General features: G+C 39.7%; 10 protein-coding genes and 3 tRNA genes. 3 read left to right on the top strand and 10 right to left on the bottom strand.

From position 1 onward, the window contains the following. From HYU69_09295 to HYU69_09330, 8 genes are all read right to left on the bottom strand, one after another. The coding region (locus HYU69_09295; protein MBI2270535.1) for an ABC transporter permease at nt 1–1,312 on the bottom strand (1,312 nt) is incomplete at its 3' end. Nucleotides 1,313–1,326: 14 nt separating this feature from the next. Continuing rightward, nucleotides 1,327–3,090 carry an ABC transporter substrate-binding protein gene (locus HYU69_09300; protein ID MBI2270536.1) on the bottom strand — a complete coding sequence of 588 codons (1,764 nt, stop codon included), beginning with the start codon at nt 3,088–3,090 and terminating at the stop codon, nt 1,327–1,329. 90 nt (nt 3,091–3,180) lie between these two features. After that, entirely contained in the window at nt 3,181–4,317 is a 1,137-nt protein-coding gene (locus HYU69_09305) for a saccharopine dehydrogenase NADP-binding domain-containing protein (GenBank protein ID MBI2270537.1), read from the bottom strand. A gap of 162 nt (nt 4,318–4,479) precedes the next feature. Further along, nucleotides 4,480–4,553: transfer RNA gene (locus HYU69_09310), tRNA-Arg, on the bottom strand. Nucleotides 4,554–4,676: 123 nt separating this feature from the next. Beyond that, nucleotides 4,677–4,751, bottom strand: a tRNA-Pro gene (locus tag HYU69_09315). Between the two features lie 38 nt (nt 4,752–4,789). Further along, a tRNA-Ser gene (locus HYU69_09320) sits at nt 4,790–4,877 on the bottom strand. Between the two features lie 70 nt (nt 4,878–4,947). Then, nucleotides 4,948–5,439: a 6,7-dimethyl-8-ribityllumazine synthase gene (locus tag HYU69_09325; protein ID MBI2270538.1), complete on the bottom strand. Its 492-nt coding sequence runs from the start codon at nt 5,437–5,439 to the stop codon at nt 4,948–4,950. 90 nt (nt 5,440–5,529) lie between these two features. Then, nucleotides 5,530–6,213: a tetratricopeptide repeat protein gene (locus tag HYU69_09330; protein ID MBI2270539.1), complete on the bottom strand. Its 684-nt coding sequence runs from the start codon at nt 6,211–6,213 to the stop codon at nt 5,530–5,532. A gap of 103 nt (nt 6,214–6,316) precedes the next feature. Here HYU69_09330 and HYU69_09335 point away from each other — a divergent pair, with 103 nt between their 5' ends. The 3 genes from HYU69_09335 to HYU69_09345 are packed head-to-tail and all read left to right on the top strand — an operon-like array spanning nt 6,317 to nt 8,628. Next, a complete protein-coding gene (locus HYU69_09335) occupies nt 6,317–7,456 on the top strand; it encodes a DNA replication/repair protein RecF (GenBank protein ID MBI2270540.1) in 1,140 nt (379 codons plus the stop codon). Between the two features lie 20 nt (nt 7,457–7,476). Next, entirely contained in the window at nt 7,477–7,770 is a 294-nt protein-coding gene (locus HYU69_09340) for a DUF721 domain-containing protein (protein MBI2270541.1), read from the top strand. Between the two features lie 3 nt (nt 7,771–7,773). After that, nucleotides 7,774–8,628: a hydroxymethylglutaryl-CoA lyase gene (locus tag HYU69_09345; GenBank protein ID MBI2270542.1), complete on the top strand. Its 855-nt coding sequence runs from the start codon at nt 7,774–7,776 to the stop codon at nt 8,626–8,628. Between the two features lie 32 nt (nt 8,629–8,660). Here the strand turns inward: HYU69_09345 and HYU69_09350 are convergent, their stop codons facing one another. Together HYU69_09350 and clpB are read right to left on the bottom strand one after the other, a co-directional pair. After that, nucleotides 8,661–9,152, bottom strand: coding sequence for a hypothetical protein (locus tag HYU69_09350; protein MBI2270543.1), 492 nt, complete (start codon nt 9,150–9,152; stop codon nt 8,661–8,663). Nucleotides 9,153–9,340: 188 nt separating this feature from the next. After that, the gene (gene clpB / locus HYU69_09355) at nt 9,341–11,968 is read right to left on the bottom strand and encodes an ATP-dependent chaperone ClpB (GenBank protein ID MBI2270544.1); all 2,628 of its coding nucleotides are present in this window, start codon (nt 11,966–11,968) and stop codon (nt 9,341–9,343) included. Between the last annotated feature and the right edge of the window lie 194 nt (nt 11,969–12,162).

Raw genomic sequence — 12,162 nt, forward strand, 5'->3', positions numbered from 1 at the left:
TCCCGGGTATTGAAAAAATAAATTCAATTACAAATGAACCGGAAATAGCAAGCGGGAAAATGTTGGCAAAAAGCGTGATGATCGGAATAAGTGAATTCCTGAAAGCGTGCTTCCAGACAATTTGTTTTTCGTTTAACCCTTTAGCCCTTGCGGTACGGATAAAATCCTGTCCCAATACATTCAACATTCCCCCGCGCATTTGCCTCGATATAAAAGCAAGTGAACCGTATGTCCAGCAAATCAATGGGAGTACCAGGCGGTACACTGTTTCGGGTAACCATTCACTTATGGGTGCATCACTTGACGGAGCATCAGCTCCGGGCGACGGGAACCACGAAAGCCAATCGCCGCCACAAAGAAAAATCACACTAAGTGTCGCGATCCAGAAGTTGGGTAAAGAATAAAGCATGAATAGGGTGGTGGTAATGCTTTTTTCTTTAAGTGTACCTTTATCAACCGCTGATATAACACCAAGCGGTATCGCAATAAGATAAGCGAAGATCATCGAAAGAATGCTTAATGTCATGGTCCAGCCAATGGCACCCCACAAAACCGATGATACGGGCCGTTTGTCCTGATATGATATGCCAAAATCACCCCTGATGAAGCCCTTATTTTGTCCGTATTGCATTTCCCCAAACCAGGGTGCATTACCAAACAACCAACGATGATACTGGTTGTTGAAGCCATACCAATGGAATGTGGGTATGTATTTCTTAATGGAACTTTGATCTTTCAGGAGTAATGAATAGGATGATCTTAATTTTGAAAAAGATGCCGCAGCCGGCTGCATAAATTTATTTTCCTCAACTATTGTATTTGTATTATTAATGATTTGCTGTATGTGAATACTGTCATGCTCGTTATAAAGAGAATTAACATTATCCCTTACTTTATTTATTAGTAATGAACTTGAATCAGTTCTGGGCAGCTTATATAAACTGTTTTCAAATTCTTTTAAGGCGCTGTAATAGCTTGAAACCCTGTCCCAGTTTCCGTTTGTAAATGCAAGTCGTTCCAGGACAGCCCTGTGTCCCGCATTACTGATCCTGTAAAGAGTGTCACAATAAGTGGCATTTGCGATTGAAAAGTAAAACACAGGCAGATCAAATCCAAGCTGATGTCTTAATTCATTGTATGCACCTTCCTGGGCTTGTTTTTCCGAAAGCTGTCCGTCGCCGCCCGAGTTTTTATTGAGCATACTCTCTACAGGATCGCCGGGAGCATTGATGCTGATAATAAAAGTAATGAGTGAAATAGCGATGAGGGTAGGGGTAAAAATAAGAAGCCTTTTCGCCAGGTATTTCAGCATAGAGTAATGATAATTTATTTACCGCTATTTTCAGATAATGTAAATGCGGCCTCATAAAAACCGGGGCGCATTACAGATGGTTCTGCATTAGTGAAGCGTTTATGGATCGCGATACGTTCGGTTTGTGTGTACAAAAATATACTGGCCACCTCATCATGAATGATCTGCTGTACCCTTTTGTACATCCGAACACGCTTTTCTTCATCCAACTCAACACGTATTGAATCAATAAGGGCATCTGATTCGGGAGTTCCGAAACTGGTGTAATTTGATCCCTTGTTTAAGGCCGATTGAGAGTGATATATTTGTTTCAGATCGGGAGGAACAGGAGCGCCGATCCATGCGCCATAACAGATATCAAAGTTATGTGACCTGCAATTATCAACAAAAATAGAGAACTCCTGCTGAAGCACATTAATTATGATACCAACTTTTCGTGCTTCTTCCTGTAACAATAATCCGGTTTGTTTCCTGGAATCGTTTCCTGAATTATACAGATAGTCAATCACAAATTCAGTATGCTTGCCATCGATCATTTTATCAAGTGTTCCATCTCCATTCGTATCCTTCCAGCCAACTTCAGTGAGCAATTGTTTGGCTTTATCAAGGTTATAATCGTAAGGTTTAATATCACTGTTGTATATTTTTCCTTTTGACGGATGGATCGGTCCTATAGCTGGCTTGGCATAGCCATACATTATAGTTTCTATCATTTTATCAATATCCAGCAAATGGGCGATCGCCTCACGTGTTCTCCTGTCGGCGAAGATCGGTCGCTTGGTGTTTATGCAGATTACACTATACACTAATGCCATTGGTGTATATGTATTGTATTTCGCTAAAAATTTATCTGATTTTGTCAATTCAAAAAAATCTTTTGGCTTAATTGCCCGCATTACATCAAGATCGCCTGCTTTCAATGCTACGAGTGCGCTGGTCATATCATTCACCACCTTATAAGTTAATTTAGGCGCATTAGCCTCGAAATAAATATTTGTTCCTTTTATTTTATCTCCCCACCAGTTTTCTTTCCGCTTTAGTACAACGCGCTGGCCTGTCACCCATTCATCAAGTTTATATGGACCGCTGCCGCCAACAAATTCTTTTTCACGCATCCGTTTTTCGGAATTGAAATCACTGGCATACTCATTAATAGCGGGATCATTCGCTAATTTTTCTTTTTCCTGGTCCAGTTGTTTAATGGTGAATTTTTTCATTAAACCTTTTGGATCATAGAAGTACTCGGGGAGCACAGAAAAGTCTCCGCTGTTTTGTTCAGCCAGCATATAGGAAGTATCGAATACAATAGTGAATTTTAATGGATCGCTGCTGTCATAAATAAAATCAACCAGATGCTCATAATATGGTTTGGCACTGGGGTCGTTAACTTTTGGATTTTTGATCACTTTCAACGTGAATTCAATATCTTTAGCTGTGACAGGACTTCCGTTATCCCACTTAGCTTCCGGTCTTATACTATAATGAAACCTTAATTGTCCTTCGGGAGTTTTTTCAATGGTGGGCCTCTTTTCCGCAAGGACAGGTATCAGTTCAAGTGTTTTAAAGTCAATATCATTCAGCGACTGGAACATAAATCGCGCAATATCATTCGCTGAAGCATCTGTTGAATTAATGGGGTTCAGCATTTCCGGATCGGATAATATGTGAACCGTGACATTAGCCCGGTCGTTACTTTTTTTACTTCCTTTACAGGCATTAAGGAGGCACACAATAGTAATACCAATAATGGATAAAAATCCAACGTATTTCAGTCTCATAAATTTACAATTGGGTATACACAAATATAACATTCCTGATGTTAATTTCTATTAATTGCCAACAACAAAAAAATATTTTCCCAGTATAATTTATATAATTGTTTCGGTTTTATTGTAAACTACATTTCTTTTTTTCAGGTAGTGGAGTATATAATTAAAGCAATCTTCATTTTTTCCTACTAGTTCAGGCGGGAAGACTCCTTTGTCGCTGAACTTATTTTCAATCAGTAAATTAATTGCGCCGGTGGCTGTATAACCTGTAGTTCGTGCCATTGAAGATATTTGGGTTTCAGCATCATATTCATCATGCAGGTGATAAACGATGTTTTTCTTAACGCCAGCTTCCGAGCCCGACAATGAGATCCGCATCACAGTCAGCTCTGCTTCTGTTTCCCCGAGCTTCCATTCATTAAACAAAATTCTGGACGTAAAATCAAGAGGTTTAATTTCTATACCATTCAAAATTAATGGTGTCGTGCTAAAAAATCCGGAATCCCGTAAAGCGATCACTTTCTCAATATGCCCGGGATATCTGAGTGTTTTTTCTTTCTTATTGGGGATGTGGGGCATTGTAAAAATGATCGATCGCAAACCGTCGGAATTAAAGGATTCCAGCGTTCCTACATTTTCCATTTCAATATGTTCGATATCCGACATGGCAGGCTTTACTACAACATTGCCATTTTCCACATACCGGGCAGGTCGGGTATATTCTTCAATAACGTCAACAGGTGAAAAGGGAGCTTTATAATTGAATGGCCATTTTTTTACTTTAGGCAGGCCACCTACCAGGCACTCAAAGTCCGTCAATTTCAGCTTTTCGTTATAGCGACCCAGAATAAGATTACTCATGCCAGGAGCGACACCGCAATCAACTATTGCAGTAACTCCTTTTTGTTTTGCCAGGACATCAAGTTCAAGCGCATTCTCCGGGAAGAAGGAAATGTCTACTACATTCTTGCCTGCCTCAATGATTGTTTTTAAGGTTGCATAACCCATAAAGCCCGGTACAGCAGATAATACAATATTAAATTTTTCGATCACTGAAGACAAACCGGACTTATCTTTAGCATCAAGCTGAATGATCTCAATTTTATCATTTCGTTTTTTTAGTTTTTGGAGCGCGCTTATATTCAGATCAGCAACTGTAATCGGGTGTTTTTGGGCTAAGTCAAGTGCCATGGCACTTCCAACCATACCGGCACCTAATACAATAATTTTGTTCATATAAGAATAGTTTTAAGATTTATAAAAATGAAATACGAAAGAAGGGAATAGGGAACTACATTACAACCCGGGAATGGCTACCCATGGTATGAATTTTAAAACGATGATGATGAAAGTGTTTTTCATTGAGTTAAACCAAGATTGTAGAAATAAGAGCCTTTGTGATCCCGATTGGATTCGAACCAATGGCCTGCTGCTTAGAAGGCAGCTGCTCTATCCAGCTGAGCTACGGGATCAAAATCAAGGCACAAATATACAGCGATAACTTTTTACCACAAGTGAAATGCTGTTCATTTTAGATTATTAAGTGTGAAAGCAAAAAAAGCCCGCAAACTATAATGTTTGCGGGCTTTTATAAGTCGGGGTGGCAAGATTCGAACTTGCGACCTCCTGGTCCCAAACCAGGCGCGATAACCGGGCTACGCTACACCCCGAAAAATATGAATCAATAATATAAGAACATTATCTTCAGCGGAGAGGGCGGGATTCGAACCCGCGGTACGCTTTTGGCGTACGGCAGTTTAGCAAACTACTGGTATCGGCCACTCACCCACCTCTCCATTTAGGGGAGGCAAAGGTAGAAAAAGATTCGAATTAGGCCAATTTCAATAAGTTAAAATCAGTTGAAGATTAACTATTCGACAACAAAGCGGTCATTTTTATAGCCGTCACGGCCGCTTCATCACCTTTGTTTCCATACTTTCCTCCGCTGCGTTCCTTAGCCTGATTAATGTTATTGGTAGTAAGCACTCCAAAAATAACCGGTTTGTTATATTTTATGTTGAGGTTGGTGATGCCTGTCGCAACAGCCTGGCAAATAAAATCGAAGTGAGGGGTTTCTCCCCGGATAACACATCCCAGGCAAATAATGGCATCAATATTTTTTTTAGCAGCTAAATGTTGAGCCCCTAAGGTCAATTCAAAACTGCCGGGGACTGTTAACAAAGTGATATTTTTCTTTTTCGCTCCGTATTTCAGAAGTGTTTTGTATGCTCCAAGGTAAAGAGCATTGGTAATACCTGAATTCCATTCGGAAACGATAATACCAAACCGCATTGATCTGGCATTGGGAATGTTAGTGTTACCTGTAAAGTCGGAGAGATTTTTTTGTGATGAGGACATTTTGTGGTGGCTAACCGTTCTTGGTTGTCAGTTGTCTGTTATTTTTCAATTATTCGCTACCAAACAACCAGCAACTGACAACAAATAACATCATTCTCCCGCCAATGCCTTCGCACGGGCAATAAATTTCTCAATATCCTTTGCTTCCGAAGATTTTTCAAAATCAGTTTTGATGCGTTCATAAACCTTAACCGCATCTTTATACTTATTCAGGCTTTCGTAGGCCAAGCCCGCTTTTTTAAGGTAAATGGGACTGGTGAATTTATTTTTACTTTGTTCCGCGGCTTTCAGGTAAAATGAAATGCCCTCTTCCACCTTATTTAATTCAACATAGCAATCGCCTATAGCTCCTGTAGCAACAGGGGCAACCATCTGATCATTCGAGTCGAACTCTTTTAAATGTTCAATGGCTTTTTCGTATTCGCCCTTTTTTAGATAACCAACACCCAGGTAATATTCGGCCAGGTTGCCGGAAGGTGTAACCCCGTATTGATCAACAATACCGGCAAGTCCAATGGATTGGCCATCTCCATTAATAGCCTGATTCAATGAATCTTTTTCAAAATAGGTCTCGGCCATAAAAAGTTCTTTTTGAGCTTCTTTTTCCTGCCCGGCAACATACCAGTACTTCCAGGCGATATAAATCCCCACTAAAGCAACAATTACACCTATAATAATTGAAAGGCTCTGTTTATTTTCTTCTATATACTGTTCGGTTTTACTATAAGCCTCCTGAACATCAATGATAGGCTCATCTTTAGTTTCTTCTGCCATTTTTTAATTGATTGAGGTGCAAAAATAAGCTTTTTTTATCATTATCGTAATGTTTTGAACATTAGCGGTAAAACCGGTAAAATTCTCTAATTTTATTGGCCCAATGTATCTCAAAAACATATCACTCATAAACTTTAAAAATTATGCCGCTGCAGAACTTGATTTTTGCACTGGTATTAACTGTTTTACAGGGGTAAATGGTGAAGGGAAAACGAATTTACTTGACGCCATACATTATCTGTCTTTTTGTAAGAGTTTTTTTAATCCGATCGATAGTCAGAATATATTGCACGAAGCCCCTTTCTTTATGATACAGGGCACTTTTGAAGTGGAGGGCGCTAATGAAGAAATATATTGCGGACAAAAACGCAGCCAGAAAAAACAATTTAAACGTAACAAGAGTGAGTATAGCAGGTTGGCCGATCATATTGGTTTATTCCCTCTTGTTATGATTTCACCTGCAGATGCCGATCTGATCAATGAGGGAAGTGAAAGCCGGAGGAAATTCCTGGATAGTGTTATTGCGCAATTCGACCGGGTTTATCTTGAGGATCTTATAAGTTATAACAAAATAATATCACAGCGGAACGCTCTTTTGAAACGTTTTGCCGAAACAGGACGCTTTATAAAGGATTCGCTCGAAGTATGGGATCTTCAAATGGTGGAATTTGCTAAACGTATCAACAAAAAAAGAAAAAGCTTAGTAGATGAGTTGATACCCATATTCCAGCGATATTATGAATTGTTATCGGGAGGCAGAGAACAGGTACAGATCATTTATCATTCAGACCTTAATTATGAAGATTTTGATGTTGTACTAAAAGCCGCCTTGGTAAAGGACAAGGCATTTCAGTACTCTACTGTTGGAGTGCATAAAGATGACCTCGAATTAAAGCTGAACGGGTATCCTGTCAAAAAATACGGTTCACAGGGACAGCAGAAATCGTATTTAATAGCAATGAAACTTGCCCAGTATGACTACATTAAGAAAATTAAAAATGTGGATCCATTATTATTGCTTGACGATATTCATGATAAGTTGGATGAAGCAAGAGTAAAGCAGTTGATGGAATTGGTTAGTAGTGAACATTTCGGACAAATATTTATTACCGATACGCATTCAGATCGCATTTCCGGTATTTTGTCAACTAACAGAAACATCCCTTTCAGGCAGTTTAACATAAAAGACAGTGTTGTAGAGAGCAGGCCGGAGATCATTGGCATATTAACCAATGACCAGTAACAAGCGTCAAATGACTAAATATACCAATGAACAATAATCAACGTACCATAAAGCAGGCCATTGACGAATTGCTGAAGACTTACAGGCTTGACGGGAAAATGGCCGAGTTAAAGCTCATCGATTCGTGGGAGAAAATAATGGGAGGGATGATCTCCAGGCACACAACGGACATTTTTATCCGGAATAAATATTTGTTTGTTAAACTCGATTCGGCTGCACTAAGGCAGGAGCTGTCGTACGGGAAAGAAAAAATTGTTAAAATGCTGAATGATGCTGCCGGTGGTCATGTTATTGAACAGATCGTTTTTCAATAAAGGATGAATATGAAGATCATTGAATGTCCGCGCGACGCTATGCAGGGAATAGAGCAATTTATCCCAACGCAAAAAAAAGCCGATTATATCAATTCGCTTTTAAAAGTTGGTTTTGACACGATCGATTTTGGCAGTTTTGTTTCGCCGAAAGCGATCCCGCAATTGAGGGATACCGCGGAAGTGCTGGGTAAACTTGACTTGAATAATACAAGATCAAAACTATTAGCCATCATCGCGAATGTTCGTGGGGCACAGGATGCAGTTGCATTCAATGAAATACACTATCTCGGTTTCCCGTTCTCGGTTTCCGAAACTTTTCAGCAGCGTAACACCAATTCCTCTATTGAAGAATCGTTGAAAAGGGTGGAGGAGATACAAACCTTGTGTGTAAACAATAAAAAAGAGCTTGTAGTTTATATTTCTATGGCTTTTGGCAATCCTTACGGTGATTTATGGAGCAGTGATATTGTAATAAAATGGACAAGAAAATTGACCTCAATGGGAATTAAGATAATTGCATTGTCGGATACTATTGGTGTTTCAACTCCTTCTACTATTTCTTATTTGTTTTCAAACATAATACCTGAATTTACCGGCGTTGAGATCGGCGCGCATCTGCATACCCGTCCCGATGCCTGGGAAGAAAAAGTTAAGGCCGCTTACAATAATGGTTGCCGCAGATTTGACTCTGCTTTGAAAGGTTTGGGGGGGTGCCCGATGGCCGAAGATGAATTAGTGGGAAATATGCCTACGGAGAACCTGGTACGTTATTTTAATGATCATAAAGTAAATTTGAATCTTAATACTTCAGCGTTTAATGAAGCTATGATTATTGCCGGGCGTACTTTTCCATGCTAATAAAACGTTTGCTTATCAACGCCGTTACCTGTTTATTGTGTTATGGTTTCATACCCGGATATCCCACCTGTTCTTATTATGAAAATACAGAACACAAGGAGTGCAGAAAATATAAAGATTACACGAACATAATAAGCTATCCTGTCATTTAGCCAGGCTATTCCAAACGCCGATAAAAGCAGCACAATAATACACTGTATGGCTGCAATTGTCATAATACGGTTAAGCTTATTTATTTTATACTTAATGTCATTCTCGTATTTCGTTTTAATGGAAAAAGTCGTTTCATATCTGGCGGCAGGTCTTTTGTAGGCTCCGGGCTTGGAAGTTGATGGGATGGCGCTTGTAAAATCAAAGGTTTGGAAATAAATGAGCAGCATGATCCAATAACTTGCGAATATTGGAATAAAAATTTTAGTGGAAAAGTAAGCGTATTTTTTTCGCCGGTGGCTCCTGTAAACAGGAATAATGTTAATAACCAGCAAAATAAAAAACGCCAGTAAATTGAATTTTGTGAAAATCATTTGATGTCAACCAAGATCACAAAGATATGACTTATACTATCCGCTGGATAAAATAGTTTGCTGTATAATACCGATCGAAAGAGAAAATTATTCAAACTTAAACTAAAATATACTGAGCATCGGCATTTACTGTTTAATAAAAAGCTCCCCGCAAAATATAGGGAGCTTTAAATTACTTTGCCTGCTGATCAGGCTTTTGTCCTTTTCTTTTGTTCGTTTTTCAGAGGATTTCTGAAAACGACCTGGTTGTCGAACACGTCAAGCAAGATCTCCGAATCTTTTTGCACACTTCCGCTAAGTATTTGTTTGGATAATTCATTGAGTATATATTTTTGAATTACACGTTTCACCGGTCGTGCACCAAACTGCGGGTCGTAGCCTGTATTGGCGATCCATTCAAATGCATATTCTGTGGCATTGATCTTGATATTACTTTCGGCCAGCATTTTTTGGACTCCCAGGAATTGCAGCTGAACGATATTACGAACATCAGATTGGGTTAACGGGGCAAACATTATTATTTCATCAATGCGGTTCAGGAATTCCGGGCGGATTGTATTTTTTAACAATTCGAACACTTCAGTTTTGTTTTTTTCCATTATATCCTCCCTGTTCTTCTCGTTCATTTTTTCCGAATTGGTCTGGATAATATGTGAACCAAGGTTAGATGTCATTATGATGATTGTATTCTTAAAGTTGACTACGCGTCCTTTATTGTCGGTAAGGCGGCCATCATCCAGCACCTGCAGCAACACATTAAACACATCAGGGTGCGCTTTTTCAATTTCATCAAGTAGTATAACTGAATAAGGTTTTCTTCGAACAGCCTCTGTCAATTGACCTCCTTCATCATATCCGACATATCCGGGAGGAGCCCCTACTAACCGGCTCACCGCGTGGCGCTCCTGGTATTCGCTCATATCAATTCGTGTCATTGAGCTTTCATTGTTAAAAAGGAATTCCGCTAGAGCTTTTGCCAGCTCGGTTTTGCCAACTCCTGTAGTGCCTAGGAATATAAAAGAACCAATCGGACGTTTAACGTCATGCAACCCGGCCCGGCTTCTGCGTATAGCATCGGCAATGGCTCCAATGGCTTCATCTTGTCCGACTACACGTTTATGGAGATCATCTTCCAGGTGTAATAATTTCTCACGTTCACTTTGAAGCATACGGCTAACGGGGATCCCGGTCCACCGGGAAACAACTCCCGCTATATCTTCACTGTCCACTTCTTCCTTAACAAGCTGAGATCCTTTTAATTTCATTTTATCCAACTTAGACTGGAATTCTTCAACATTTTTCTCCGCATCTTTAATCTTCCCATAACGGATTTCCGCTACCTTTCCATAATCACCAGAACGCTCAGCCTGTTCGGCTTCAAACTTTAATTGTTCAATCTGCGCTTTTATTTTTTGTATGCCGTCAATCACATCTTTTTCACTTTGCCATTGAGCCCGCAGATCAGCGCGTTTGTCGCTCAGTTCAGCAATTTCCTTGTTTAGTCCTTCAAGTTTACTCTTGTCATTTTCCCTTTTTATAGCCTCGCGTTCAATTTCGAGCTGGCGTATCTTGCGTTCTGCTTCGTCAAGTTCTGCAGGCATTGAATTGATTTCCATACGCAGCTTGGAAGCGGCTTCGTCAATCAGGTCAATCGCTTTATCGGGTAAAAACCGGTCATTTATATATCGCTGCGAAAGCTCAACCGCCGAAATGATCGCTTCATCCTTGATACGTACTTTATGATGCGCTTCATATTTTTCTTTGATACCGCGAAGTATAGATACAGCATCTTCCAGGGAAGGTTCATCAACCATCACTTTCTGAAAGCGTCTTTCCAGAGCTTTATCCTTTTCGAAATATTTTTGAAACTCATTGAGAGTAGTTGCTCCGATCGCTCTTAACTCACCTCTGGCAAGTGCAGGTTTTAAAATATTAGCGGCGTCCATTGCTCCTTCGCCACCGCCTGCGCCGATAAGCGTATGAATCTCATCAATAAAAAGTACGATATCCCCATCACTGCTGATCACTTCTTTTACCACAGCTTTCAGGCGTTCTTCAAACTCTCCTTTATACTTTGCTCCGGCAATAAGAGCTCCCATATCAAGAGAATAGATTTGTTTGGTTTTCAGATTTTCGGGCACATCACCGTTTATTATCCGATGTGCCAGGCCTTCGGCGATGGCTGTTTTGCCCACACCGGGTTCACCCACCAGTATGGGGTTGTTTTTTGTTCTCCGGGAAAGTATCTGGAGCACCCTTCGTATTTCTTCATCCCGGCCGATCACCGGATCAAGTTTTCCGTTGCGGGCACGCTCATTCAGATTGATGGCGTACTTATTCAACGCGTTATAACTTTCTTCCGCGCTGCTGCTTGTTACTTTCGAACCTTTACGCAGATCAACAATCGCTGCCTTCAGTTCCTTTTCACTAACACCACTGTCCTTCAAGAGTTGAGAAACAGTATCTTTTGCGGATAATATTCCAAGTAACAAATGTTCAATTGAAACATACTCATCATTAAATTCTTTTAATAATGAACCTGCTTTTGTTAATGCAGTATTGGCCGAGTTTGATAAATAAACATTACCACCGGATACTTTGGGATAGGATTCAACAATTTTATCCAATGCCTTTAGTAAGACACCGGTATTAATATTTAATTTTTTAAGTAAGAATAGAGTTACATTCTCGTCTACATTGAAAATAGCTTTTAAAATATGACCATTCTCAATTGCCTGATTGTTATTTATAGTAGCCAGCTTTTGTGCTTCCTGCACCGCTTCCTGCGATTTTATCGTAAAATTATTCAGGTTCATAATAGTTCTGTTTTTGCAGTAAAGGTGCAAAGTTCATTCCATAGGCAGAAACTGATATATATCAGGATTTATTGGCTCAAGGCACCTTAAATAATGACTAATTGACACTGTGTAGTGACGTATTTTCCGAAATTTGCTTAAATTCGTCATTGTATGAAATCCTTCTCTTTCTCTTTATTATTGGAGTGTTTGAA

The organism is Bacteroidota bacterium (assembly GCA_016183775.1).
Taxonomy (GTDB): Bacteria; Bacteroidota; Bacteroidia; order JABDFU01; family JABDFU01; genus JABDFU01.

Coding starts and splice junctions, on each gene's coding strand:
- HYU69_09335 (MBI2270540.1), top strand. CDS start 6,317: ATGTATCTCAAAAACATATCACTCATAAACTTTAAAAATTATGCCGCT.
- HYU69_09350 (MBI2270543.1), bottom strand. CDS start 9,152: ATGATTTTCACAAAATTCAATTTACTGGCGTTTTTTATTTTGCTGGTT.
- clpB (MBI2270544.1), bottom strand. CDS start 11,968: ATGAACCTGAATAATTTTACGATAAAATCGCAGGAAGCGGTGCAGGAA.
- HYU69_09345 (MBI2270542.1), top strand. CDS start 7,774: ATGAATATGAAGATCATTGAATGTCCGCGCGACGCTATGCAGGGAATA.
- HYU69_09330 (MBI2270539.1), bottom strand. CDS start 6,213: ATGGCAGAAGAAACTAAAGATGAGCCTATCATTGATGTTCAGGAGGCT.
- HYU69_09300 (MBI2270536.1), bottom strand. CDS start 3,090: ATGAGACTGAAATACGTTGGATTTTTATCCATTATTGGTATTACTATT.
- HYU69_09325 (MBI2270538.1), bottom strand. CDS start 5,439: ATGTCCTCATCACAAAAAAATCTCTCCGACTTTACAGGTAACACTAAC.
- HYU69_09305 (MBI2270537.1), bottom strand. CDS start 4,317: ATGAACAAAATTATTGTATTAGGTGCCGGTATGGTTGGAAGTGCCATG.